Below are 24,629 nucleotides of genomic sequence, written 5' to 3'. Positions count from 1 at the left end.
TTTTACAATCTAGTGGACCCAGAAGGGCTCGAACCTTCGACCCCCTGATTATGAGTCAGGTGCTCTAACCAGCTGAGCTATGGGTCCTGAATTAGTGTGCAAATGTAAAATTAGTTAATTGATCCGCAAACTATTTAATTCAATTTCTCTCCTGACACAACTCTACAAGAACACCATTACTTGATTTTGGATGTAAAAACGCAATGATTTTATTGTCAGCCCCTTGCTTAGGGGTTTCATTCAAAACGCGGAAGCCTTCTTTTTTAAGCCGATCGATCTCCGCTTCTATGTCATCTACAGCAAAAGCGATGTGGTGGATCCCTTCTCCCCGCTTCTCAATAAACTTGGCGATGGGGCTCTCTGGGTTGGTGGCGGCCAAAAGTTCAATTTTAGACTCTCCACACTCAAAGAATGAGGTGTCCACCCCTTCTGACTCTACCGATTCTACTTTATAATGGGGTTTGCCTAAAAGTGCGGCATATACTTTGTTTGCGGATTTTAGATCCTTCACGGCAATTCCTATGTGTTCAATTTTTGTCATTAATATTAATTTCAATTGTGCTAGAATAATGTATTCAATAAGTAAATATGCTACTTTTGTCCTATGAACGAAAGCAATCGGCAGAAAAAAATAGCAGGCATCCTGCAAAGCGATATCGCAAACTTGATCCAAAAGATGTTGCGTGAGGCTGGGCAGACCCAAGTTGTCGTGTCTGTCACTAAAGTGAATGTGACTGTGGATCTATCCATTGCCAAAGTTTATTTGAGCATTTTTCCGGCTCAACACGCCAAGGCCATGATGGAGGAGATCAAAACGGTGACACCAAACATCAAACATCAGTTGGCACAACTTACCCGAGACCAGTTGCGAAAAATGCCGGACCTGATCTTTTACCTAGACGACTCCCTAGAGTATATTGAATCTATAGAGAAAGCCCTGGAAGGGGAACTGGACCCTGTCAAAAATCCGGATCTACTCGGGAGAAGAAAAAAATCCTAAGTTGAATACGCCATTCTACATTGCAAGGCGTTACCTCTGGAGCAAAAGCAACAACAACGCCATTAACAAAATAACGCGCATTGCCGCTGTGGGCGTAATTGTAGCCACTGCCGCCTTGTATATAGTACTTTCTGGTTTTGCTGGCTTACGCGATTTTTCGTTGAGTTTTACTAACGTTTTTGATGCCGATCTTAAAGTCTACCCACAAAGTGGTAAGACCATTAGAACGGATGCCAATCTACGCCAAGCCATTTTAACTACGGACGGAGTTTTGGCGGTTACGGAGATCATTGAAGAGCGCGTTTATCTAAACTTTAAAGGCAAGAATCACATTGCGACCATAAAGGGTGTCGATGACCGTTTTGAGGCTGTTGTGCCCGTAGACAGCATTCTTTTTATTAACGATTGGTTTCGCAGCGGTGAGAATGAAGCGGTAATTGGTCTCACAACTTCTGTAAAGCTATCTCTGGGAACCTATGACTACAGCGAGCTGCTGGAGATCTACGCGCCCAAACCGGGAACAGGCCAAATTTTAGATCCGCAGCAAGCCTTTAGAAAAGAACGCGTGGTAGTTACAGGAGTCTATAATGTAAATGAAGACGTAGACGACACTTATATATTTGCAGACATCAATTTGGCGCGACGGCTTTTAGACTATGATGAGAATACCATTTCTGGATTGGAGATCAAGCTGAACCCTGGCGCTGATCCCGAAGTCGTCAAAACAGCCCTGGCACAACACTTTGGAAATCCAGTAGATATTAAAACTCGCCTGCAACAAAACGATGCACTCTACAAAATGCTCAACACAGAGAATGTTGCGGTCTATTTGATCTTTACTCTGGTATTGATCATTGCGCTCTTCAATGTGATTGGAGCCATCATCATGATGATCTTGGATAAGAAAGGAAACTTAAAAACGCTGCAAAACCTCGGGCTAATGGGGTCTGAGATAAGAAAGATCTTCTATTATCAAGGAGTCCTATTGACCGCTGTTAGTGGTGCCATTGGGCTTGCTCTAGGCTTTATTATCGTTTGGTGTCAATTGCAATTTGGCTGGGTAGCCATCACCGCAACCTTAGCTTATCCGGTTAAACCCACGCTCTTAAATGCTGTGGTGGTCTTAGCAACCATGTTGATCTTGGGCGTGATAGCCGCCAATATTGCTTCCAGAAACGTCAATGAAAAGATGCTCTCTAGGATCTAGACAAATTGAAAATCCGCAAAGCGTTCCAAAACCTCATCAAAAGTGGCAAAGACATCAGCAGAATGATCGCTGGTCACCATTTTTGTACGGTACTCTTTAAAATGAGGAATTCCTTTGAAGTAATTGGTGTAGTGACGTCGGGTTTCAAAAACTCCGAGCTTTTCACCCTTCCAATCAATGGACATTTGTAAGTGACGTTTAGCTGCCTCCACACGTTCTTGAAGTGTTGGTGGTGCTAAGTGCTCTCCGGTTTCAAAATAGTGCTTTACCTCTCTAAAGAACCAAGGGTAACCAATACTGGCACGACCGATCATCGCCCCGTCTAATCCGTACTGATCGCGCATTTCAACAGCGCGCTCTGGGGTGTTCACATCACCATTGCCAAAAACAGGAATGTGCATCCGCGGGTTGTTCTTTACCTCTGCAATAGGGCGCCAATCCGCATTGCCTTTATACATTTGGGCGCGCGTTCTTCCGTGAATCGAGATAGCTTTACAACCTACATCTTGGAGTCGTTCTGCAACCTCAACGATCTTAATGCTGTCATGGTCCCAACCCAAGCGCGTCTTTACCGTTACAGGCAAGTGCGTGCGTTCTACCATGGCCTTAGTGAGTTTCACCATCAGATCAATGTCTTTTAAAATCCCAGCGCCGGCTCCTTTTGAAACCACTTTTTTTACCGGACACCCAAAGTTGATGTCAATGATGTCTGGCTTGGATGCTGTTACAATGTCTACAGATTGCAGCATGGAATCCATATTGGCTCCGAAGATCTGAATCCCAACAGGTCGCTCCTTTTCATATATATCCAATTTGATCACGCTCTTTGCTGCGTCGCGGATGAGTCCTTCTGATGAAATAAACTCCGTATACACCACGTCTGCGCCCTGTTCTTTGCATAATGCGCGGAACGGCGGATCACTTACATCTTCCATCGGTGCGAGCAATAAAGGGAACTCGCCTACGTCTATATCTCCTATCTTGGCCATTGGCTGCAAAATTACGCAAAATCAGATTCTTACAAAATGCTACTAAAAGCCGCGCTTTTGCATTATCTTTGCGCAAAAATCGCCCCAAAGGCAAGTATATGAAGCACTTTCGCAACTTTTGCATCATCGCGCATATCGACCACGGAAAATCTACCTTGGCCGACAGACTTTTGGAATATACGGGTTCGGTAACTGAACGTGAGAGTCAAAACCAACTCTTGGACAATATGGATCTCGAACGTGAACGCGGGATCACCATTAAGAGTCACGCGATCCAAATGGAGTATGTGTATGAAGGAGAGACTTATGTGTTGAACCTCATTGACACCCCAGGTCACGTGGATTTTAGCTATGAGGTTTCAAGATCTATCGCTGCTTGTGAAGGAGCGCTTTTGGTTGTTGATGCCGCTCAAAGCATTCAAGCGCAAACCATTTCTAACTTGTATTTGGCTTTGGAGAATGACTTAGAGATCATTCCGGTGCTTAATAAAGTTGACCTTCCGAGTGCAAATCCAGAAGAAGTAACTGATGACATTGTTGATCTTTTAGGTTGCGATGCCGAAGAGGTAATTCCTGCCAGCGCCAAGACGGGCATTGGTATTGAAGATATTTTAAACGCCATTATTGAGCGCATTCCTGCTCCTCAAGGAGATCCTGCAGCCCCGCTGCAAGCGCTGATTTTTGATTCTGTTTACAATCCTTTCCGCGGAGTGGAAACCTACTTTAGAGTGATTGATGGCGAGATCCGCAAAGGGCAACAGATCAAATTCATGGCGACAGGAAAAACCTATTTTGCCGATGAGGTTGGAACCCTCAAGCTCAAACAAGCTCCGAAACAAAAAGTAGGCGCGGGAGATGTAGGTTATCTCATCACAGGGATCAAAGATGCTCGTGATGTAAAAGTGGGTGATACTATTACCGACGCAAAGCAGCCTACAACCAAAATGATTGAAGGTTTTGAAGATGTAAAACCGATGGTATTTGCTGGGATCTATCCTGTAGATACTGAGGATTATGAAGAACTGAGAAACTCTATGGAAAAGCTGCAGCTCAATGATGCTTCTTTGGTTTTCCAACCAGAGAGTTCTGCAGCCCTTGGTTTTGGATTCCGTTGTGGATTCCTGGGGATGCTTCACTTGGAGATCATTCAGGAGCGATTGGAGCGCGAGTTCAACATGACCGTGATCACTACGGTTCCTAACGTATCTTATCACGCATACACCAACAAAGAACCAGATGAGGTGATTTTGGTGAATAACCCTTCTGATCTTCCCGAACCTTCTACCATGAATCGTGTGGAAGAGCCATTCATTAAGGCAAGTATCATTACTAAGTCTGATTTTGTTGGGCCGGTAATGAGCCTGTGTATAGAAAAGCGCGGACAGATCACCAATCAAAATTACTTGACTCCAGAACGTGTGGAGCTTTCTTTTGATATGCCTTTGGCGGAGATTGTATTTGACTTCTACGACCGACTCAAAACGGTATCTAAAGGATACGCCTCCTTTGACTACGCACCTATTGGAATGCGCACTTCAAACTTGGTAAAAGTAGACGTGCTGCTCAACGGCAATACCGTAGATGCCCTTTCTGCACTCTTACACAAGGACAATGCCTATGACATTGGGAAAAAGATGTGTGAAAAGCTTAAAGAGCTTATTCCAAGACAGCAATTTGATATTCCAATTCAGGCGGCTATTGGCGCCAAGATCATTGCTCGTGAGACGGTAAAAGCCCTTAGAAAAGACGTTACTGCCAAATGTTATGGTGGTGATATCTCTCGTAAGAGAAAGCTATTGGAAAAGCAGAAAAAAGGGAAGAAGCGTATGCGTCAGGTTGGTAATGTGGAGATCCCACAAGAAGCCTTTATGGCCGTTTTAAAACTCAACGACTAATTACAACTGGTGCCCTGCTCGGTTAGATCCGAGAGGTAAACATCATAATCGGTGTCGGTGTCTTCACCGTTGACCGAGGCATCTCCATTGGCCTCACGGCAAAGCGTAAAGGTTTGGGTCAACTCATTGCTGCAGCTCACGCAAGAAACATCATCGTCCTTACAAGAAGAAAAACTGGCAACAATAAAAGCGGTTATGATGATAACTCTTTTCATAAGGGATGGCTTTGTCAATGGGAACGTTCGTTTAGCGAGATTATTTTTCAAACAGCCCTTTGCCTTCTAGTTAGAAGCATTTTTCAAAACACTTTCAACGTCTATGGTCTTGCCTAGGTAAGCCAATTGAGACCCTTCAACAATGTCCATTTCTGAAGAGTTGTTGATAAAGCTGAGCTCGCCATCTGGAGTTTTTAAGAATAAAGCTACCATATCCTTGTGCTCGCAGATATAATCTAAAAGGCGCTGAAAGACCACCTCCGAATCAATATCGATCTCTTGAATGGAAGGAAACTCGTTAGCAACACGGGTTAGATCTGCATAGTCATGAGTGGTAGAAAGCACCTCTTCTGGAGCGCTGCCGTTCTGCAACCCCTTTTTGCGTTCTTCATCACTCATAAGGCGATAGGATCCGTTCTCACCTAAAGTAGCGCTGTACTTGGTCAAAGCGTATTTGTTGATCTCGTCATTACCCGTCATAGCTATAAGGAAACCTACATCATTGAATTCAATATTGTCGGTCAAATCGCCTTCATAAATGTTTGCATTCATAGAATCCAAGCCGAGCTCACGTGCTAGACTGATATTGCTGGCATTCGTATCTATCAAAACCACATCGCGCTTGTTCTTTTTAAGGTAGCTGCCAATGACTCGTGAGGGTTTGGAAGCCCCCACAATGATAATCGCTTCAGAAGAGGTCAAAAACACCCCGACCAAACGAGCAAAAAGTCTGGCCGTAGCCGCATTGAGAAGTACTGTTGCTAACACTACAGCAAAAACCAAAGGAGTAATATACTCCGCACCTCGTACGCCTTGCTCTACCAATTTAGTTCCAAAAAGCGAGGCAATACCCGCAGCTACAATACCACGAGGTCCTACCCAAGAGATAAAGAGTTTCTCGTTGGTTTTTAAACTACTGCCTATGGTAGAAAGGAACACTCCAATCGGCCTCAATACAAAAACAATAACAGCCAAAAGCGCTGCAGTCTCCCAAGTGTAAACCAGTAAAAGGTCTTCTAAGGAAATGTTTGCCGCCAATAAAATGAACAGTATGGAGATCAATAGTACGCTCAAAGACTCTTTAAAATAAAGCAGTTCCTTGAGGTTGGGTAAATCACTATTCCCTAAGAACATCCCCATAACCACCACAGCCAAAAGGCCGGATTCATGTGCGAAAATATCGCTCTCTACAAAGATCAAAAGCACCACAGATAGTGCCACCACGTTCAGTAAATAATGCGGAATGAATTTCTTTTTTATAGCGTAATAAAGCGCATATCCACCAGAAATACCAAAGGCAAAACCAATCAGGACAATCTTTCCAAACTCCACCAATGCTTGCTTGGTGTAGCCTGCGTCTCCTCCAACGGAGATGAACTCAAAGACCAATACGGCAACCAAAGCACCGATTGGATCAATCAAAATACCTTCCCACTTTAAAACGGCAGAGACGTCTTTTTTAAGCGGAATATTTCTGAGGATGGGTGTGATTACTGTAGGACCCGTAACGATGATCAACGAAGAAAATAAAAAGCTAATGCGCCAGTCTAGGCCAAAAATATAATGAGCCGCAAGACCCGCTCCCGCAAAGGTCACTACAGAACCCAAACTGATCAACTTCCCGATCACAGGACCAATTTTAGAAACCTCTCCGCGCTTCAGGGTCAATCCTCCTTCAAAGAGAATGATTCCAATAGCCAAAGACACAAAATTGAACAAATGCTGATTTGGGAAAAGGCCTTTATCGCCATTATAAATGGGCTGGATCCATTGGGTGCCATCTTCAGAGATCAAGGTTGAGATAGGCCCCACAAACAAACCGATCAAGATCAGCGGTAAAATGGCGGGGATCTTAAATTTCCAGGCCACCCATTGGGCCAAAATTCCTAAAACAATTATCCCTGCTAATTCAATCATGTGCTGCGGTTTGGTTTTCTAAAAATAATAAGATTTGGCGGCAATGAACCAAATAGTGCTAAAATTGTTAAAATACTGCGTTAACAATCCCAAAAATCTGAGGCCTAATCGGGGAAGAGTCTTTGTCTTTTAGTAATTTGCATAACTTTTGTTCAAGGAATGACCCTCTACCCTATTGAATCCGGAAATTTTAAGTTAGACGGCGGAGCCATGTTCGGCGTGGTTCCCAAATCGCTTTGGACGCGAACCAATCCGGCAGATGCCAACAATATGATCGATATGGCAGCGCGTTGTCTGCTTATTGAAGATGGAGACCGATTGATCTTGATAGATACCGGAATGGGCAATAAACAATCCGAAAAATTCTTCGGTTATTATTACCTCTGGGGAGATTACAGTCTGGAGGGCTCCTTAGCAAAACACGGATTTCATCCGGATGATATCACCGACGTCTTTATGACGCATTTGCATTTTGATCACTGCGGAGGTTCTGTAGTTTGGAATGCAGACAAAAGCGGATATCGCCCTGCGTTTAAAAACGCGAAATACTGGACCAACAAATCCCACTGGGATTGGGCCGTGAATCCAAACGCGCGTGAGAAGGCCTCTTTTTTGAAAGAGAACATCATGCCGCTACAAGAAAGCGGGCAATTGCATTTTGTGGATCCACAAGGTTTGCCTTATGCAGCGTCTAGCGAACTGGGCTTTGGAATACTTTTTGCCGATGGACACACGGAAAAGCAAATGATCCCGCACATCAAATACAAAGGCAAGACCTTGGTGTTTATGGCAGATCTGCTTCCGACAGCCGGCCACGTGCCGCTTCCTTATGTGATGGGTTACGACACACGTCCGTTGTTGACCTTGGATGAAAAAGCTGCTTTTTTGGATCGGGCGGCGAACGAGGAATTGTACTTGTTTTTAGAACACGATCCGCATCATGAAATTATCACGGTCAAGCATACCGAAAAAGGCGTGCGCTTTGACCAAGCACATACATTTAATAATCTATTTAATTAAAGATACCTATGAATATGAAGAAGATGATCATTCCAGCTTTAGGTTTATCGCTGTTTATGGTTTCCTGTGGAGGTCCAGCTCCATTGGTTTCAACTCCTATTGGAAATATTGATTCAGTACCCTTAAAAGTTGCGCCACTTACAGAGGCTCAAACCAAAAGTTGGGGAGCTGCAGACTTAGTAATGGACACCATTCCAGGAATGAGTGTTGACAAAGCCTATGCAGAACTGCTCAACAAAAAGAAAGGGGAAACTGTTATCGTTGCGGTAATTGATAGCGGAACCGACATTGAGCATGAAGATCTAGACGATGTGATCTGGGTAAATAAAGATGAGATTCCAAACAATGGTAAAGACGATGACAACAATGGATATGTTGATGATATCCACGGTTGGAATTTCTTGGGCGATATAGTAGCTGAGAACATGGAATATGTTCGTTATATGCGCAAACTAGGGCCTAAATTCGAAGGTAAATCAGAGGCTGCCATTAGTGCTGCAGATCGTGAAGATTACGCGATCTATCAAAAAGCAAAAGCGGAATACGAAAAAGAAGTTGCCGATGTACAGGGAACTTTAAACCAATACAATGCCATCTTAGCGCAAGTTAAACCGGCTCATGAAGCTATCGCTAAAAAGTTAGGCAAAGAAGACTACAACGCTAAAGACTTGCAAGGAATTGCAAATCCTGATGCTACTACGCAGCAGCAAATTGGAATGTTGACGCAAATGCTTACTTACGGAGACACCGTGCCGGATGTATTGGATCAGCTTCAAGAAGGGATCGATTACTTCGGTGGGCGCATGGATTCTCACTTCAATATGACTGCGGATTTTAGAGGTGCTCTTGGAGACAATCCAGACGATTGGAACGACAAGTCATACGGAAATAACGATGTTGACGGACCAACGGCAGACAAAGAAGACGTTTCTCACGGAACACACGTAGCCGGTATCATTGCTGCAGAACGCAACAACGGTATTGGAATGAACGGTGTGGCCAACAACGTTGAGATCATGGTATTGCGCGCTGTTCCAGACGGAGACGAATACGATAAAGACATCGCTTTAGCGATTCGATACGCAGCAGACAATGGCGCAAAAGTGATCAATACCAGTTTTGGAAAATACTATTCTCCTCACCCAGAATGGGTTTGGGATGCCATCAAATACGCGGCGAGCAAAGACGTGCTTATCGTAAATGCTGCTGGTAATGAAGCCTTAGACTTGGACGGTATTCAGGTATATCCAAACGATCAAGAATTGGACGGTGCTGAGATCTCAGACAATTTTATCACCATTGGTGCTTTGCACCACGATTACGGTAGTGAAATGGTAGCCAACTTCTCCAACTACGGAAACACTTCTGTAGACGTGTTTGCGCCTGGAACCAAAATCTGGTCAACCATGCCTAACAGCACCTATGACTATCAGCAAGGTACTTCTATGGCGGCACCAGCTGCAGCAGGTGTAGCGGCAGTTATTCGTTCCTACTATCCTAATTTGACTGCGGCTCAAGTAAAGGATATCTTGATGAAGAGTGGATTGAACTCTTCTCAAAATGTTGTTTTAGGAGGTGATCCTTCTAACGCTCAAGCATTTGGTGAGATCTCCGCTTCTGGAAAAATGGTCAATATGTACAACGCCATCTTGATGGCTGATAAAATGTCACGATAATGAGAACTTACATTTTACTGCTTGTAGGTTGCTTGACCTTGAGCAGCTTTGCGCAGAACAACACTTCATACTGGCAACAAAAGGCCGATTATACTATGGATATCGACTTTGATGTTGAGAGCCATCAGTATAAAGGAAAACAGACCATAGAATACACCAACAATTCGCCAGATACGTTGAACCGTGTGTTTTATCACTTGTATTTCAACGCTTTTCAGCCTGGCAGTGAAATGGATGTTCGTTCCAGAACTATTGCTGATGCAGATCCGCGGGTAAAGGACAGAATATCCAAATTGAGTCCAGAAGAGATCGGATTTATCAAACCGATGAAACTGACCCAAAACGGAATGGAACTCAATTACGATGTAGTTGGAACCGTTATGGAGGTTGATTTGGCCCAGCCGATCTTACCGGGCGCAAGCACCACTTTTTATATGGAGTGGGACGCTCAAGTACCCGTACAGATCCGCAGAAGCGGACGCTACAATGCCGAGGGCGTTGCTTATTCCATGACGCAATGGTATCCAAAATTGGCAGAATACGACTTCCAAGGTTGGCACGCCCACCCATACATTGGCCGTGAATTCCACGGTGTTTGGGGAGATTGGAAAGTAAGCTTGAGCATTGATAAGGATTTTGTTGTTGGAGGAACCGGATATTTGGTTGGACAGCCTACCACAAAAAGAGGCAAGACAACCTATGTTTTTGATGCGCCTATGGTGCACGATTTCACTTGGGCGGCCGATCCGGATTATATCCACGATACCTATCAGGGAGCCAATGGCGTGACGCTCAACTTCTATTACAAGAAGACCATGAGTGAACAAAACTTGAAGAATTGGAAAGAATTGCAGCCTAAAACTGCTGAACTTTTAGAGTTCTTCAATACCCACATCGGAACCTATCCTTACAAGCAGTATTCTGTGATCCAAGGTGGAGACGGTGGTATGGAATACGCCATGAGTACGCTTATTACTGGAGAACGTAAATTCGGTTCTTTAGTGGGGGTTACTGCCCACGAGATGGCCCACAGCTGGTTCCAATTCCTATTGGCTACCAACGAGTCGATCCACGAATGGATGGATGAAGGCTTTACCTCATACATTTCCAATGAGGCCATGAATGAGATCATGGGAGAAAACGCCGAGAACCCACATACAGGTAGCTACCGCGGATACATTTACCTGGCCAATAGTGGCAAGGAACAGCCGCTTACCACCCATGCCGATCGTTACGACATCAACATGGCCTACGGAATTGCCGCCTACAGCAAAGGAGCCGTATTTATGGCACAGTTGGGCTATGTGATCGGTAAGGAGAACTTGGCCAAGACCATCAAACGCTACTACAAGGACTTTGTCTTTAAGCACCCTACTCCGAATGATTTCATTCGAGTAGCTGAAAAGGTTTCGGGGATGGAATTGGATTGGTACTTGCAAGATTTTGGGCAGACCACCAATACTATTGACTACGGAATTGAGAATGTTATAGCTTCAGAAGGCGGGACTCAAGTTACCCTTAAGCGCACTGGCCTTATGCCAATGCCTATTGACCTTATGGTTACTTATGCTGATGGGTCTCAAGAGTCTTTCTATATTCCACTACGCATGATGCGTGGCGGAAAAGACAATCCGTATGCTGGCGTGAATCGCACGGTTTTAAGCGATTGGGCCTGGGCGTATCCGACCTATGATTTTGAAATTCCGTCTAACGGAAAAACCATTCAAAGCATTGAAATTGATCCTTCAAAATTGATGGCAGATGCCAAACCCGATGACAATATGAAGAAGATGTAAATCAACACATCATAAATCATTAAAAGTCCTGCAAATGCAGGACTTTTTTTGTTTTTAGAAATAATTGGGAATTGTCAAAGCCTTAATTGGTTACATTTATCCTATGTTAAAATTTCCAGCTTCACAGCGACTCAAAAGCAGCAAACAGATCGAGGCTCTTTTTGCACAAGGCAAAACGGCTAAGGCGTTTCCCTTACTGATGCGCTTTATGCCCGCAGAAAATGCGGTTCACAAAGCTGCCTTTGCGGTCTCTAAGCGGAATTTTAAAAAAGCTGTGGATCGCAACCGGGTCAAGCGCCTTATGCGGGAAGCGTATCGATTGGAGAAAAATAATATCGATACAACTTCTGCACGGTATTTGATGTTGTTTGTATACACGGGCAAAAATCTTCCAACTTTAATTGAATTACGCCTGTCAATGGCAAAACTTTTAAAACAATTGGAATGATGAAAACCTTATTTATCGCCCTTTTTGGGACTTTTTTAGCTTGTTCTGACTCAGGGTCAAGCACTATGGGAATTGCAGATTCAAACGAATGGGCTGTCGCGGACGTAGATGGGAACACCTATCTAAACACAGAACCTACTGCAGAATACGATGATACTGACAACAAAGACGCCAAGATCATCAAGACCGCGGAGATTGAATTTCAAACCCGCGATATGGAAGCCACTTACAGCCGCATTCGCAAAGCGATCGCTGCCCACGGTGGTAATTTACAAGACGACAATACCGGAAAATCATACAATCAAGTTTACCGAAACCTTATAATTCGTGTTCCGTCAGCAAACTTTGAGCCTTTGGTAGATTCCATTGGTCAAGGGGTTGACTACTTTGACACCAAGCGCATCTCGCGTCGGGATGTTGGTGAGGAATTCGTGGATTTAGAGGCTAGGCTCAAAGCCAAGCGCAAACTGGAGGAGCGCTATTTGGAGTTGCTCAAAAAGGCAAAAAATGTCAAAGAGATGCTGGAAATAGAGCGAGAGCTCGCCAGCATTCGTGAAGAGATAGAAGCCAAACAGGGGCGCTTGAATTATCTTAAAAGTCAAGTGAGCATGAGTACCATCTCCTTGCGATTCTACAAAGAGACCGTAGAGACTCAAGTGCAAGCCTCATTTGGCAGTAAGATCGTCAATGCCTTTAAAGGCGGATGGAGCGGCCTGTTGACCTTCTTTATTGGAGTGCTTTACCTCTGGCCTTTTGTATTGGTCTTAGGGGCGGTGTTCTTTTTTGTACGACGTTATTTAAAACGATCTGCTAGATCGACAAACTCATAAAATAAATGCTATGCTCAAGCGCGTTAAACGTATAGGAATTCCCGTTGTTTTAGGACTGATCTTGTTCGGGACCACGGCTTTTAAAAACGATTTCTTTGAGATCGCAAAACAAGTAGAGATCTTCACAACTCTGTTCAAGGAGCTCAATATGAATTATGTGGATGAAACCACTCCTGCAGAACTTATGGACAAAGCCATAACCGGCATGTTGGATGATCTGGATCCCTATACCGTTTACTGGAATGAGCAAGAAGTAGAGGACGCTAGAATTAACAACTCCGGAGAATACACCGGGATCGGCGCCTCAGCAAGAACACTAAAAGGGAAGATCCTAGTGATGGAACCCTTTAAAGGATATCCCGCGGACAAAGCGGGCTTAAAAGCGGGCGATGAGATTATAAAAATTGACAACATTGCCCTAAGCGACTTTACTGATGATGCCGGAGACCTCTTAAAAGGGGCTCCTGGCACCACGGTAAGCTTGACCTATATGCGTCAAGGTAAAGAGTACACCACTCAACTTACCCGTGAGGCTGTAGGTATTAAGGCGGTTCCTTTTTCAAAGCTGATCAATGGAGATACGGGTTATATTGTGTTGAGTAAATTCAATGCAAAGACCACGATTGAAACACGTAAGGCCTTGGAGGATCTCAAAGAGGAAGGCGCTACCAAGATCATTCTGGATCTGCGTGGCAACCCGGGTGGATTGCTCAATGAGGCGATCAACGTTGTGAACCTTTTTGTTGACAAAGGCGAAGTAATCACCACGACAAAATCGGTCATCAAAAAATACAACCGAAGTTATATGACCCAACAAGATCCGGTAGATACAGAAATTCCGCTGGTAGTCTTGGTTAACGGACGCTCTGCCTCTGCAAGCGAGATCGTTTCTGGGGCGATTCAAGATCTGGATCGCGGAGTGGTTATTGGAGCGCGTAGTTTTGGTAAAGGGCTTGTACAAAGACCTAAGAATCTTACCTACGGAACCCAGCTCAAGATCACTATTTCGAGATATTACACCCCGAGTGGGCGCTGTATTCAAGCTTTGGACTACTGGAACCGAGATGAAAACGGAGACCCAGTGCGAGCAGAACCTAGCGAGTATAACGCATTTAAAACGCGTGGCGGTCGTACCGTCTATGACGGCGGTGGTATTTTACCGGATATTCAATTGGAGTCCTCTAAATACAGCCCGATCACTACAGCGCTCTTAAGAGACAATGCTATTTTCAACTACGCCACAGAGTATTATTACAAGAAAAACCTAGACTCTTGGGAGAACTTCTCCTTCTCTAATGCTGACTTTGACGCTTTTGTGAAATACCTCAACAAAAACGGTTTTGAGTACGAGACCGAAACTGAGAAAGCCTTTGACGCAGCCTTTAACAAGGCAAAGAGTGACGAGCTTCAGGATCAAATCAAAAAGGCGTATGCTACTTTGCGCTCAGAAATAGACGCGGTGAAACAAAACGAACTTCGCGATAAGAAGGTAGAGATCATATCGCTGTTGGAGCAAGAGATCTTAAAGCGTTATTTCTACAGAGAAGGGCTATATGAATACCAAGTAGTGAACAACCCAGAGATCTTAGAAGCTTTAGCGGTCTTGAATGACCCTCAGCGCTACGCGAATATTCTAAAATAGACTAGAGCTCTTTTTTAAAACAGAAGCTTTCATCAAGGCCTTTGTAGGGGCCGTAGTTTTCTTCCATTCGTATATATCCTGTGGATTCATACAAGGCAATGGCTGCATGCTGACGGATTCCCGTTTCTAAAACCAATTGCTTAAAGCCTTCTAATTTGGCCCAAATTTCAAGCTCTTGAAGGACTGCTTTTGCAATGCCTTTTCCGCGTGCATCAACAGCTGTATACATGCGCTTGATTTCTGCCGTAGTTTCATTTAGAGCTTTAAAACCGCCGCAGGCGGTCGCGCGATTTTCTATATAGACCAACAGCAAATGTTGAATGTCATCCAAACCGTTGTATTGATTGTAGAAGGCGTGATCTTCTCCGTCGGTGATCTTTAGTTCAGCATCTAACTCGCGAACCAAAGGCAATAAATCAGGATGTGTGTTCGGCACTTTTTGAAATCGCATGATCTATTTTTTTATCATGGCTATGTGTGGAATTCCGTCTTCTAAATAGGAATCTCCTGTAGTTTCAAAACCGTGAGAATTGTAAAAGTCAATCAGATAGGTTTGAGCGGATAGTTTAATCACACTGGTATTGTAAAGCTCATTTATAGCCTGAATAGAAGCCGTCATGATCTGATTTCCATAACCGTCCTTACGGTGATTTTCTGCTACCACTACTCTACCAATAGCAGCTTCTGGGAAATAATCTCCCGGTTTAAAACAACGGGTATATGCCACTATTTTATCGTTGCGTGTTCCAATGATATGAAGTGCCTTTTGGTCTTTGCCGTCTAAATCTTGGTATACGCAATCTTGTTCCACCACAAATACCTCACAACGCAACTGCAATAGTTCGTAAAGCTCGCGAATATTGAGCTGCTCAAAGGTCTTTACTTCTATTTTTAGATCAGTCTTGGACAATGACATCTTTGGCGTCGTTTTTATTGAATTCCGGTTGAATATTCACATGATTGATCCTAAATTCTTTATGAAGATACGCTTCTATCCGTAGTAATAAAGCGTCAAACTCAGAGATCTTTATATCGTCTATTAAATCCAAATGCGCTTCTAAATGTGTTTCGTGTTCATTGGCCTGCCAAACATGGACATGATGCATCGCTTCTACGCTTGGGTATTGATTGACCGTATTGATGATCTTTTCAATGTCAATTCCTTCTGGTGTGAATAGCATCAAAACTTTAAGGGATTGCTTAAAAAGGTCGTATCCCATATAGATCAAATACAAGGCAATGGCTAATGTCAACACACTATCTACCCACCACATTTGGTAGTATTTCATCAACAAACCACCGATCAAAACCGCTACAGATGCAGACATATCAGTGAGTAAATGCAAATAAGCCGAGCGCATATTCATATTCGTCTCAGCCTCTTTTCTTAATAATAATACACTTAATCCATTGGCCACAATAGCGATTGCAGAGAGCCAGATCACCAAATTGCTTTCTATTTCCTGCGGATTTACAAAGCGCTCTATGGATTCAATGATCAGGATCACTGCCACAATAAGCAGCGTGCTGGAATTGATAAAAGCAGCAATGATCTCTGCGCGTTTATAACCAAAGGTCTTGGAAGTAGAAGCGGATCGTTTAGAAAGTCTGTCCGCAACATAACTGATCAGTAGCGAAAGTACATCGCTAAAATTATGGAGCGCGTCTGAGAGCAAGGCGAGGCTACCAGAAATGATACCTCCAATAACTTGAGAAGCGGTAATTACCACATTGAGCAGGATGGACACTACGAGTTTAGTGCCTTTAGTATCTTTTTGATGATGGTTCCCGCCCATGATGATCGTTTTACATGCAGGCGATCTTATTTACGCGATTGGCGTGACGTCCGCCTTCAAATTCTGTAGCCAAAAAGACATCAACCATTGCAATAGCTTGCGGTAAAGAGGTAAAGCGCGCCGGAATACTCAATACATTAGCATCGTTGTGTTGTCTGGCCAGCTCAGTGATCTCTTTGGTCCAGCAAAGGGCTGCACGAACTTGTTGATGTTTATTTGCCGTCATGGCTGCACCGTTTCCGCTACCACAGATAATAATACCGAGATCTGCAGTACCGTTTTCAACTTCTGTAGCTACAGGATGGATAAAGTCCGGATAATCAACGCTGGAATTATCATCAGTTCCATGGTTACTCACCTGATGCCCTTGGGCCTCTAAATGCGCTTTAATTGCAGCTTTGTACTCGGTTCCGGCGTGATCATTTCCAATGGCTAATTTCATAATGGCGTTGTCTTTAAAAGTTTAGTCGATGTAAAATTTGCTAATGTGCTGAGCTTCAACAATTGTTTAAAAAGCGGTCTTATGTAAATTAAATGTTTATAAAATGTTACGTCTTACCGATAAAAAAATTTGGAAGTTTCCACTGAAATGTTCCTTATAAAAATCAACTCAGCAACCAATTTTTCTTATTCCATCTTTTGATGAACTTATTACAAAAATACAGCAACTTTCTAACAGCTGTTCACAGATCTACTTATTAAAAATCCACTTTTTGATAGAGTTATTCACAGTTGTGAATTACAAACTGCAATTCTTTTAGAATCAGAACTTCAGTATTGTAATATCTTGTTGAGAACTGGTAGATAAACTCATTTATACAGAGAATCAAAATAAGTGCTGCTTAAGTTTTACCAGTTTTCAACAGCCTATAATAAGCAGCATTAAAATCAATTTAAAAAAAGAAAAAAAGAGAATATTATTAATAGTGTTAAAAACCCTTTAGACGATCTGTAAGCTTCCTGAGGATTTTAGATCTTCTATGATTTGAATCGCTGTGTCCTTGTCTTCTGGGTGAACTTTGAGTCGGATTCCGCCTATGGCGTTAGAGTGAAAGGGAAGGACGGAGATCATAGTCTCGTTTTGGAAAACGTAGCGAATGGCCTGTTGCTGAAGCAGATGCTCCAGAACGGTATATTCTGAAGGATAGGTGAATATGGCTATGGTTTCAAATCGTTCCAATGTTCTAATTTACCAAATCTTTTAGGCTTAAAAAACGCATTCTCGCTTTATTGGTCTACTTTTGTCGCTTAAAGTTTCCAATGGGAAAGAAAAAAAGAAAGAAAAAAGGAGTTACTAAGATTCAGCATCTTAGCCGAAGCATACTCAGTATCCTTAAAAAAGATCCTTCCAGGAGTTTTAACTACAAACAGATCGCTGCAAAATTGCAAGTCACAGATCCTAGTGGACGCAATCAGATCATTAAAAAACTCCGACAATTACAGTCTAAAGGTCAAGTAGAAGAGAGAGAAAGAGGCAAATTTAAGATCGTTGCTAAGTCTTTCTATCATGAAGGAGTTATTGATGTGACCAGCAGAGGTCAGGGATATGTCATTGTAGAAGGCATGCAAGACGATGTCTTTATTAAACAAGGCAATCTGAACCGTGCATTGAATGGAGATAAAGTAGAGGTCTATATTTTTAAAAGACGCAAAGGCGGCAAGCTTGAAGGGGAGATCACACGAGTGATCGAGCGCAAGCGCACCGAATTTGTAGGAACCATTCAAATTCAAAAGAACTTTGCTTTTGTAGATACCTCTGCCTCCAAGTTATCGGTTGATATTTTTGTACCGAAAAACAAGATCGGAAAGGCGCAAGATGGTGATAAGGTTCTGGTTAAGTTAGAGGACTGGCCAGAGTCTGCAGATTCGCCATTTGGAAGCATTATTAAAACCTTTGGTCCTGAAGGTGAGCACAATACAGAGATCCATGCCATTTTAGCGCAATACGGTTTGCCGTATGAATTTCCACCTGAGGTGCAAGCATTTGCAGATGGTTTAGATACTTCGATCACACAAAAAGAGATCGATAAAAGACGGGATATGCGTAAGGTTCTAACCTTTACTATTGACCCAAAAGACGCCAAGGATTTTGATGATGCGCTCTCTTTTCAAGTTTTGCAAAACGGCAATTTTGAGATCGGAATTCACATTGCCGATGTATCTCATTACCTGCAAGAAGGAACCATTTTAGACGAAGAAGCTTTTGAGCGTGCTACCTCTGTTTACTTGGTGGATCGAGTAGTACCTATGCTGCCAGAAGTACTTTCTAACAATGCGTGTTCCTTACGTCCTAACGAAGAGAAATACACCTTTTCTGCAGTCTTTGAGATCGACAAGAAAGCACAGATCCAATCCCAATGGTTTGGTAGAACAGTGACCTATTCTGATGCGCGATACGCTTATGAAGAAGCTCAAGTGGTCATTGAAGCCAAGCAGCAAGCTCCTTTTTCTGAGGTAGAAATTCCAGAAGATATTTCCATTCGTGATGGGGCTTATAAAGTTCCAGCACCTTTGGTTGAGGCGATTTCAACCTTAGATTTTCTAGCCAAGATCATGCGTAAAAAACGCATGCAGGCTGGGGCCATTTCTTTTGATAAAGTGGAGACTAAATTCCACTTGGATGATCAGAACAATCCTGCTGGAATCTTCTTTAAAACCTCTAAAGATGCCAACAAACTCATTGAAGAGTTTATGCTTTTAGCTAACCGAAGAGTTGCAGAATTCATAGGGAAACAGGATCCTCCAAAGACCTTTGTGTATCGTATACACGATGAACCAGATGATGAAAAACTCGCCCAATTGGGTAACATTGCCCATCAGTTTGGTCATAGGTTCTCCGTAAAAGACAGAAAGTCAACTACCGCTGCCTTGAATCAGCTTTTAAAAGATGTTCAAGGCGCTAAAGAGCAAAACCTGGTAGATACTTTAGCCATAAGATCCATGAGTAAGGCCATCTACAGTACCGATAATATTGGTCACTACGGATTGGCATTTGATTATTATTCTCACTTTACTTCACCGATTCGCCGTTATCCGGATGTAATGGTGCACCGTTTGTTGCAGCATTATTTAGACGGAGGCAAGAGTGCAGATAAAGATCAATTTGAACGGGATTGTGGTCATTGCAGCGATATGGAATATACCGCCTCAAGTGCAGAACGCGACAGCATTAAGTATATGCAAGTTAAATACATGAGTCAGTATAAAGACGAAGTATTCTTAGGAGTGATCTCTGGGGTGACCGAATGGGGAATCTATGTGGAGATCATGAGCAATCGTTGTGAAGGAATGGTTTCTTTGCGTGATTTAAAAGAAGATCATTTTGATTTTGACCGTGACCAAATGGCTGTAGTTGGTGCCAACACTAAGTTGATGTATCAGCTTGGAGATGAAGTGTTTATTACTTTAAAGCATGCCGATTTAGTGAAAAAGCAGCTGGATTATAATATGATTGGCCACCGAGAAGAGCACGATTATCCCAACGCACTGTAACATTTCAGGCCCTGCCCTATCCTTAGTGTAGAAATCTAAAGAAAAATGAAGCAGATAATTACACTTATAGTTCTGGTCTTTACCAGTCAGATCTTTGCCCAAGAGATCAATAAAGAAGTCGGAGATTTTAATACTATTAAAGTTTTTGATCTGATTGAAGTCAATATGATCCCTGCAGATGAGAATCGCGTAGTGGTTAAAGGGCGAGATGTTGATTATGTCAAGATCATCAATGATAACGGAAAATTGAAGATCCGTATGGAGATTGACCGTCGATTTAATGGAGATGACACCTTTGTAGAGGTGTATTTCAAAAACATTGAAACCATTGACGCCAATGAAGGATCTTATATCACGGTTAATGAAACTTTAACTCAAGATGACCTGGAATTACGTGCTCAAGAAGGAGGAACCATTAAAGTTGGTTTGGATGTAAAACGTCTTAAAGCGCGTGCTGTAACAGGTGGAATTTTAGAAACTTCTGGGAAAACAGAATGGCAGGAAGTCACTCTGAATACTGGTGGAATTTATGAAGGTCAGGAGCTAATTACCTCATATACCAAAGTAACTATTGCCGCTGGAGGTGAAGCAGAGATTCACGCTAAAGACAAAGCAGAATTAAAAGTAACTGCCGGTGGAGATATCTACGTCTACGGAGAACCTGCCGAATTGAAAAAGAGAACATTTGCTGGCGGCCGCATTGAGCGCATGTACTAGCAGTAAGATATATTCAATTGTGAAGCTCATAATTCCTTGTGATTATGAGCTTTTTTTATATCCTAATTCTAAGGATTAAGGTTTCTAAACATTTGACTTTTTACCCCTGTAAATATTTGTACTTTTATGGGGTATGACAGAGGGCTTATTATATGCAGCAGTTTATGGATTTGTACTGGCTTTTGCGCTGGGCCCTGTCTTTTTTACACTGATAGAAACTGCTATCTCAAAAGGCTTTAAAGCCGCACTATTCTTCAATATTGGGGCTTTTACAGCAGATATACTCTTCATTGTATTTGTTTATTTCAGTACCGAAAAGATCTTAGAAAAGCTTCAAAATGATCCCAACCTGATCATTTTTGGAGGCGCTATACTGGTGATCTACGGGATAATCTCCTACATACGGATCTCAAAATCCTTCATTAAAATTGTTCGGGAACATTATTCGGTCAGTGTTAAGAAGAACTTGCCGGGGCTGTTTTTAAAAGGGTTCCTTTTGAACTTCGTAAACTTCGGAGTGCTTGCAGGATGGATAGGAACCATGATCATGGCCAACGCCTTAACCGCTTCCAAACAAGGAGTGATCCTGTTTTTAGCTACGGTGTTGATTGTTTTTTTCTCAACGGATCTGGTCAAGATCACCTTAGCAAAGAAGCTGCGTTCTAAACTCACGCCTCGCTTTATCTTTAGAACCAAACGTTGGGTGAGTATCTTGATTATTGGTTTTGGGATGATCTTACTCTATCAAGGTTTCTTCCCTAACCAAACAATTAAGCAAGGAATACAAGATTTCCAGACGGAGCAAACAGAAACTACAGAATAAAAAAACCCGCTAAATCTTAGCGGGTTTTCTTTTGTTGAGGCATCGAGCGGATTCGAACCGCTGTACAAGCTTTTGCAGAGCTGTGCCTAGCCACTCGGCCACGATGCCATTGTGGAGGGCAAATGTAAAAAAATTCGTTGTAAATCGGGAAGTTTCCCGCGATTTTAGCGTTGGTCTTCCAAACAAACTTCAACCGAAGCTACATCACCACCAATCGGCGGATTGATCTTAGCCACGCAAACCTTTGTTTTGCTTACCATTGGCAGCTCTTCTAAGATGCGGGTATTGATCTTTTTAGCAACGACTTCAAGGAGTTTACTCGGTACAGCCATCTCTTCCTTAATGATTGCGTTCAGGTGTACGTAATCTACGGTATCGTTGAGATCATCGGTGGTGGCGGCTTTTTGTAGATCGGCTTCTACCTGCAATTGTACCAAATAATCAGAACCAATTATGGTTTCTTCTTTCAAACAGCCGTGTGAGGCGTATACTCTAACGTTGTGTAAGCGAATGATTCCCACCTAAAAAAATTTTCCGCTAAGATATATTATTCTTGGGTTTTGGTATCTTTGTCAGTCATTAAAAACAAAGGCTGTGAGCGACGATAAATCCTTGAATTTCATAGAGCGAATCATTGAAGACGATCTTTCAAAATCGTATTCCAATGAGCAACTTCGTTTTAGATTCCCACCAGAACCCAACGGTTATTTGCACCTGGGGCACGCTTCTGCCATTTGTTTGAATTTTGGTTTGGGCGAGCGCTACAATGCGCCGGTAAATTTGCGCTTTGACGACACCAATCCAGCTAAGGAGGAGCAAGAATTTGTAGACGCCATTAAGCGTGATATCGAATGGTTAGGATACACTTGGGATACGGAATGTTATGCCTCAGATTACTTCCAAGAACTTTACGATTGGACGGTAGAACTCATCAAAGCAGGCAAGGCTTATGTGGATTCTCAAAGTTCAGAAGCCATTGCAGAGCAAAAAGGAACTCCTAACGAGCCTGGTGTGGCTAGTCCTTACCGCGATAGATCTGTAGAAGAGAATTTAGATCTCTTTGCTAAGATGAAAGCAGGAGAGATGCCAGAAGGACAGCACGTGGTGCGTGCTAAAATAGATATGAGCTCTCCAAATATGCTTATGCGTGACCCGGTGATGTATCGCGTTTTGCACAAGCACCACCACAGAACGGGTTCTGATTGGAGTATCTTCCCAATGTATGACTGGGCGCATGGAGAAAGTGACTACGTAGAGCAAGTCTCTCACTCGCTTTGTACTTTGGAGTTCTTACCCCACCGCGAATTGTACGATTGGTTTTTAGATCAGATCCACGACCCGGCAAAATTACGCCCAAAACAGCGCGAATTTGCCCGTAGAAACATTTCTCATACCGTAGTGAGCAAGCGTAAACTAGCCCAATTGGTGGCAGAAGGCGTGGTCTCTGGCTGGGATGATCCGCGTATGCCTACTATTTCTGGGATGCGCCGTAGAGGCTATACGCCAGATTCTATCAAGAATTTTGCAGACAGTGTTGGGATTGCCAAGCGTGAGAACTTGGTTGACGTATCACATTTGGAATACTGTGTTCGAGAAGATTTGAACAAAGTGGCAAACCGCGTGATGGCCGTTTTGAACCCAGTGAAGTTGGTAATAACCAATTATCCAGAAGGAAAAGAAGAGTGGTTGGAAACAGAGAACAACCCAGAAGATCCAAACGCGGGCAATAGAGAGATTCCTTTTTCAGGGACGCTTTATATAGAACAAGAAGATTTTAAAGAAGAGGCTGGACGTAAATTCTTTAGGCTGACTTTAGGAGGAGAAGTTCGTTTAAAGAGCGCTTACATCATCAAGGCAGAATCAGTCGAGAAAGATGCTGAGGGTAATATCACTCAGATCAACTGTAGCTATGACCCTGATAGTTTGAGCGGCAGTGGTACCGAGGCGAGTTTGCGCAAAGTAAAAGGAACCTTGCATTGGGTTTCTGCAGGCCATGCCATAGAAGCCGAGGTGCGTGAATACGACCGTTTGTTCTTGGATGAATCTCCAGACACTCATAAAGACAAGAGCTTTATGGAATTTGTCAACCCAGACTCTTTAAAGATCCGCAAGGCGATGTTGGAGCCTTCTCTAGCAGAGGCCAAGGTTTTGGAGCACTTCCAATTTCAACGAATTGGTTATTTCAATGTAGATCCAGACAGTAAGCCTAGCAATTTGATCTTTAATAAGACTGTTGGCTTGCGTGATACTTGGGCAAAACAAAAACCCCAAGCTCCGCAGCAGAACAAACCTAAACAGCAGGCTCCAGAGCGCGCTGCAATAGACGTAATTAAACAACTTGGTAAAAAGTATACCAATCTACCAGAGGAGAAGAGAAACGCCACCAGAGGTCGTATAATTGAGTTGGCAGATAAAGTGAGCTATAAAGAACTAGAACCTTTGTTCGCTACTGCTGCAAAAAAGGCGGGAACCCGTATTGCGGCAATGTTAGTTCTTGGTGTATTGCTATCTAAAGGACAAGAAAAGACTCCAGAAGCAACTGAGTTTATAAACAAAGCTTTAGAAGATCGCAACGACTTACTGGTCCAAGAAGCACAAGCCTTATCATAAAAAAAGCCCCGAATTACGGGGCTTTTCTTTTTTAGTTGTCTATCATGCTTCGTTCATCCGGAGGGATGTTCAAAGAGGTTTTGAGATCGGGCAGGATCATTCCAATAATGGCTTCATTATTCACTTGAGCACCCTCAATGAAATACCATCGGTTTAACTCAGGGTTATAAACACCAAACATATGTGAGATGGATTGCGTGGATTGCTCCGGACTCATTTTGACCACTACCTTGTTTTTGATCACACAGCGATACTGGTCTTGTTCATAGGCAAAACCCGTCATTTCAATAACCTCACTGCTGGTGATGCTGATCCCTTGATTTTCCATGTTCTTCATGGTTTCCCCCATCATGACCAAGGCGCTTTCACGTCCGCCCATAAGCTCTAAAACTTCGGGCATGGTATAATCAAAAAGGGTTTCATAATCTGAATTCTCTGTGGCTTCACAGGCGATTTTTGCTTGTGCAATAGCCAAGGATTTCAGTTCATCTTCAGTCTGAGCTGTAACGGTTAATCCAAAGCTAAGCAGCAGAATTAGTAGGATAGAACGCTTCAT

The 24,629-nt window shown here is 43.0% G+C and carries 24 protein-coding genes and 2 tRNA genes; 13 read left to right on the top strand and 13 right to left on the bottom strand.

Features of this window, described 5'->3' with window-relative positions; translation table 11 throughout:
• Positions 1–13: 13 nt before the first annotated feature.
• Both POW22_RS02335 and mce read right to left on the bottom strand, forming a co-directional pair.
• A tRNA-Ile gene (locus tag POW22_RS02335) sits at positions 14–87 on the bottom strand.
• A gap of 52 nt (positions 88–139) precedes the next feature.
• A complete protein-coding gene (gene mce, locus POW22_RS02330; RefSeq protein WP_272830912.1) occupies positions 140–541 on the bottom strand; it encodes a methylmalonyl-CoA epimerase in 402 nt (133 codons plus the stop codon).
• Positions 542–604: 63 nt separating this feature from the next.
• On the opposite strand from mce, the gene rbfA reads away from it, so the two are divergent.
• Together rbfA and POW22_RS02320 are read left to right on the top strand one after the other, a co-directional pair.
• A complete protein-coding gene (rbfA, locus tag POW22_RS02325; RefSeq protein WP_272830910.1) occupies positions 605–1,000 on the top strand; it encodes a 30S ribosome-binding factor RbfA in 396 nt (131 codons plus the stop codon).
• Position 1,001: 1 nt separating this feature from the next.
• On the top strand, positions 1,002–2,207 hold the full coding sequence (locus tag POW22_RS02320) for an ABC transporter permease (RefSeq protein ID WP_272830907.1): 1,206 nt from the start codon (positions 1,002–1,004) through the stop codon (positions 2,205–2,207).
• On the opposite strand, the gene dusB is transcribed toward POW22_RS02320, so the two are convergent.
• On the bottom strand, positions 2,204–3,196 hold the full coding sequence (dusB, locus tag POW22_RS02315; protein ID WP_272830905.1) for a tRNA dihydrouridine synthase DusB: 993 nt from the start codon (positions 3,194–3,196) through the stop codon (positions 2,204–2,206). The genes POW22_RS02320 and dusB overlap by 4 nt on opposite strands.
• Before the next feature lie 98 nt (positions 3,197–3,294).
• Here dusB and lepA point away from each other — a divergent pair, with 98 nt between their 5' ends.
• Positions 3,295–5,091, top strand: coding sequence for a translation elongation factor 4 (lepA, locus tag POW22_RS02310; RefSeq protein WP_272830902.1), 1,797 nt, complete (start codon positions 3,295–3,297; stop codon positions 5,089–5,091).
• On the opposite strand, the gene POW22_RS02305 is transcribed toward lepA, so the two are convergent.
• A complete protein-coding gene (locus POW22_RS02305; RefSeq protein WP_272830899.1) occupies positions 5,088–5,306 on the bottom strand; it encodes a hypothetical protein in 219 nt (72 codons plus the stop codon). The genes lepA and POW22_RS02305 overlap by 4 nt on opposite strands.
• A gap of 66 nt (positions 5,307–5,372) precedes the next feature.
• Positions 5,373–7,223, bottom strand: coding sequence for a cation:proton antiporter (locus POW22_RS02300; RefSeq protein WP_272830897.1), 1,851 nt, complete (start codon positions 7,221–7,223; stop codon positions 5,373–5,375).
• Between the two features lie 159 nt (positions 7,224–7,382).
• Between POW22_RS02300 and POW22_RS02295 the strand changes: the two genes are divergently transcribed.
• The 6 genes from POW22_RS02295 (at position 7,383) to POW22_RS02270 (ending at position 14,635) form a co-directional block, all read left to right on the top strand.
• Positions 7,383–8,243: an MBL fold metallo-hydrolase gene (locus POW22_RS02295; protein ID WP_272830895.1), complete on the top strand. Its 861-nt coding sequence runs from the start codon at positions 7,383–7,385 to the stop codon at positions 8,241–8,243.
• 8 nt (positions 8,244–8,251) lie between these two features.
• Positions 8,252–9,919, top strand: a complete 1,668-nt coding sequence (locus POW22_RS02290; RefSeq protein WP_272830894.1) for a S8 family peptidase — start codon at positions 8,252–8,254, stop codon at positions 9,917–9,919.
• Positions 9,919–11,715 carry a M1 family metallopeptidase gene (locus POW22_RS02285; protein ID WP_272830893.1) on the top strand — a complete coding sequence of 599 codons (1,797 nt, stop codon included), beginning with the start codon at positions 9,919–9,921 and terminating at the stop codon, positions 11,713–11,715. The genes POW22_RS02290 and POW22_RS02285 overlap by 1 nt, the downstream gene beginning before the upstream one ends.
• A gap of 103 nt (positions 11,716–11,818) precedes the next feature.
• Positions 11,819–12,163, top strand: a complete 345-nt coding sequence (gene rnpA, locus POW22_RS02280; RefSeq protein WP_272830892.1) for a ribonuclease P protein component — start codon at positions 11,819–11,821, stop codon at positions 12,161–12,163.
• A complete protein-coding gene (locus tag POW22_RS02275; protein WP_272830890.1) occupies positions 12,160–12,993 on the top strand; it encodes a DUF4349 domain-containing protein in 834 nt (277 codons plus the stop codon). Before rnpA ends, POW22_RS02275 begins: the two co-directional genes overlap by 4 nt.
• A 10-nt stretch (positions 12,994–13,003) precedes the next feature.
• A complete protein-coding gene (locus tag POW22_RS02270) occupies positions 13,004–14,635 on the top strand; it encodes a S41 family peptidase (RefSeq protein ID WP_272830889.1) in 1,632 nt (543 codons plus the stop codon).
• A 1-nt stretch (position 14,636) separates the two neighbouring features.
• On the opposite strand, the gene POW22_RS02265 is transcribed toward POW22_RS02270, so the two are convergent.
• The 5 genes from POW22_RS02265 to POW22_RS02245 form a co-directional block, all read right to left on the bottom strand.
• The gene (locus POW22_RS02265; protein WP_272830886.1) at positions 14,637–15,086 is read right to left on the bottom strand and encodes a GNAT family N-acetyltransferase; all 450 of its coding nucleotides are present in this window, start codon (positions 15,084–15,086) and stop codon (positions 14,637–14,639) included.
• A gap of 3 nt (positions 15,087–15,089) precedes the next feature.
• Positions 15,090–15,551, bottom strand: coding sequence for a GNAT family N-acetyltransferase (locus tag POW22_RS02260; protein WP_272830884.1), 462 nt, complete (start codon positions 15,549–15,551; stop codon positions 15,090–15,092).
• On the bottom strand, positions 15,532–16,431 hold the full coding sequence (locus tag POW22_RS02255) for a cation diffusion facilitator family transporter (protein ID WP_272830883.1): 900 nt from the start codon (positions 16,429–16,431) through the stop codon (positions 15,532–15,534). Before POW22_RS02255 ends, POW22_RS02260 begins: the two co-directional genes overlap by 20 nt.
• Positions 16,432–16,441: 10 nt before the next feature.
• A complete protein-coding gene (gene rpiB / locus POW22_RS02250; protein ID WP_272830882.1) occupies positions 16,442–16,873 on the bottom strand; it encodes a ribose 5-phosphate isomerase B in 432 nt (143 codons plus the stop codon).
• A 498-nt stretch (positions 16,874–17,371) separates the two neighbouring features.
• Entirely contained in the window at positions 17,372–17,611 is a 240-nt protein-coding gene (locus POW22_RS02245; RefSeq protein ID WP_272830880.1) for a DUF2007 domain-containing protein, read from the bottom strand.
• A gap of 80 nt (positions 17,612–17,691) precedes the next feature.
• Here POW22_RS02245 and rnr point away from each other — a divergent pair, with 80 nt between their 5' ends.
• The 3 genes from rnr (at position 17,692) to POW22_RS02230 (ending at position 21,463) form a co-directional block, all read left to right on the top strand.
• Positions 17,692–19,923 (top strand): ribonuclease R, encoded by a 2,232-nt coding sequence (rnr, locus tag POW22_RS02240; RefSeq protein WP_272830877.1) that lies wholly within the window; start codon positions 17,692–17,694, stop codon positions 19,921–19,923.
• Between the two features lie 45 nt (positions 19,924–19,968).
• Positions 19,969–20,640: a head GIN domain-containing protein gene (locus tag POW22_RS02235; protein WP_272830876.1), complete on the top strand. Its 672-nt coding sequence runs from the start codon at positions 19,969–19,971 to the stop codon at positions 20,638–20,640.
• 133 nt (positions 20,641–20,773) lie between these two features.
• Positions 20,774–21,463 (top strand): LysE family translocator, encoded by a 690-nt coding sequence (locus POW22_RS02230; RefSeq protein ID WP_272830874.1) that lies wholly within the window; start codon positions 20,774–20,776, stop codon positions 21,461–21,463.
• A 37-nt stretch (positions 21,464–21,500) separates the two neighbouring features.
• Here POW22_RS02230 and POW22_RS02225 read toward each other — a convergent pair.
• Together POW22_RS02225 and folB are read right to left on the bottom strand one after the other, a co-directional pair.
• Positions 21,501–21,571 (bottom strand) — tRNA-Cys (locus POW22_RS02225).
• 56 nt (positions 21,572–21,627) lie between these two features.
• Positions 21,628–21,984 (bottom strand): dihydroneopterin aldolase, encoded by a 357-nt coding sequence (folB, locus tag POW22_RS02220; RefSeq protein ID WP_272830873.1) that lies wholly within the window; start codon positions 21,982–21,984, stop codon positions 21,628–21,630.
• 73 nt (positions 21,985–22,057) lie between these two features.
• Here folB and POW22_RS02215 point away from each other — a divergent pair, with 73 nt between their 5' ends.
• Positions 22,058–24,073: a glutamine--tRNA ligase/YqeY domain fusion protein gene (locus tag POW22_RS02215; RefSeq protein ID WP_272830872.1), complete on the top strand. Its 2,016-nt coding sequence runs from the start codon at positions 22,058–22,060 to the stop codon at positions 24,071–24,073.
• A 31-nt stretch (positions 24,074–24,104) separates the two neighbouring features.
• Here POW22_RS02215 and POW22_RS02210 read toward each other — a convergent pair whose 3' ends face one another.
• Positions 24,105–24,629 carry a hypothetical protein gene (locus tag POW22_RS02210; protein WP_272830870.1) on the bottom strand — a complete coding sequence of 175 codons (525 nt, stop codon included), beginning with the start codon at positions 24,627–24,629 and terminating at the stop codon, positions 24,105–24,107.

Origin of the sequence: Gilvibacter sediminis (genome assembly GCF_028561565.1) — a bacterium.
Lineage (GTDB): Bacteria > Bacteroidota > Bacteroidia > Flavobacteriales > Flavobacteriaceae > Gilvibacter > Gilvibacter sediminis.
Note: the sequence above shows the minus strand (reverse complement) of the source record. Positions and strands in the feature narration are given on the sequence as shown.

What these genes read in the sequence shown, in the direction of transcription:
- mce (WP_272830912.1), bottom strand. Translation starts at nt 541, where the DNA reads ATGACAAAAATTGAACACATAGGAATTGCCGTGAAGGATCTAAAATCC.
- rbfA (WP_272830910.1), top strand. Translation starts at nt 605, where the DNA reads ATGAACGAAAGCAATCGGCAGAAAAAAATAGCAGGCATCCTGCAAAGC.
- dusB (WP_272830905.1), bottom strand. Translation starts at nt 3,196, where the DNA reads ATGGCCAAGATAGGAGATATAGACGTAGGCGAGTTCCCTTTATTGCTC.
- lepA (WP_272830902.1), top strand. Translation starts at nt 3,295, where the DNA reads ATGAAGCACTTTCGCAACTTTTGCATCATCGCGCATATCGACCACGGA.
- POW22_RS02305 (WP_272830899.1), bottom strand. Translation starts at nt 5,306, where the DNA reads ATGAAAAGAGTTATCATCATAACCGCTTTTATTGTTGCCAGTTTTTCT.
- POW22_RS02300 (WP_272830897.1), bottom strand. Translation starts at nt 7,223, where the DNA reads ATGATTGAATTAGCAGGGATAATTGTTTTAGGAATTTTGGCCCAATGG.
- POW22_RS02295 (WP_272830895.1), top strand. Translation starts at nt 7,383, where the DNA reads ATGACCCTCTACCCTATTGAATCCGGAAATTTTAAGTTAGACGGCGGA.
- POW22_RS02290 (WP_272830894.1), top strand. Translation starts at nt 8,252, where the DNA reads ATGAATATGAAGAAGATGATCATTCCAGCTTTAGGTTTATCGCTGTTT.
- POW22_RS02285 (WP_272830893.1), top strand. Translation starts at nt 9,919, where the DNA reads ATGAGAACTTACATTTTACTGCTTGTAGGTTGCTTGACCTTGAGCAGC.
- rnpA (WP_272830892.1), top strand. Translation starts at nt 11,819, where the DNA reads ATGTTAAAATTTCCAGCTTCACAGCGACTCAAAAGCAGCAAACAGATC.
- POW22_RS02275 (WP_272830890.1), top strand. Translation starts at nt 12,160, where the DNA reads ATGATGAAAACCTTATTTATCGCCCTTTTTGGGACTTTTTTAGCTTGT.
- POW22_RS02270 (WP_272830889.1), top strand. Translation starts at nt 13,004, where the DNA reads ATGCTCAAGCGCGTTAAACGTATAGGAATTCCCGTTGTTTTAGGACTG.
- POW22_RS02265 (WP_272830886.1), bottom strand. Translation starts at nt 15,086, where the DNA reads ATGCGATTTCAAAAAGTGCCGAACACACATCCTGATTTATTGCCTTTG.
- POW22_RS02260 (WP_272830884.1), bottom strand. Translation starts at nt 15,551, where the DNA reads ATGTCATTGTCCAAGACTGATCTAAAAATAGAAGTAAAGACCTTTGAG.
- POW22_RS02255 (WP_272830883.1), bottom strand. Translation starts at nt 16,431, where the DNA reads ATGGGCGGGAACCATCATCAAAAAGATACTAAAGGCACTAAACTCGTA.
- rpiB (WP_272830882.1), bottom strand. Translation starts at nt 16,873, where the DNA reads ATGAAATTAGCCATTGGAAATGATCACGCCGGAACCGAGTACAAAGCT.
- rnr (WP_272830877.1), top strand. Translation starts at nt 17,692, where the DNA reads ATGGGAAAGAAAAAAAGAAAGAAAAAAGGAGTTACTAAGATTCAGCAT.
- POW22_RS02235 (WP_272830876.1), top strand. Translation starts at nt 19,969, where the DNA reads ATGAAGCAGATAATTACACTTATAGTTCTGGTCTTTACCAGTCAGATC.
- POW22_RS02230 (WP_272830874.1), top strand. Translation starts at nt 20,774, where the DNA reads ATGACAGAGGGCTTATTATATGCAGCAGTTTATGGATTTGTACTGGCT.
- POW22_RS02210 (WP_272830870.1), bottom strand. Translation starts at nt 24,629, where the DNA reads ATGAAGCGTTCTATCCTACTAATTCTGCTGCTTAGCTTTGGATTAACC.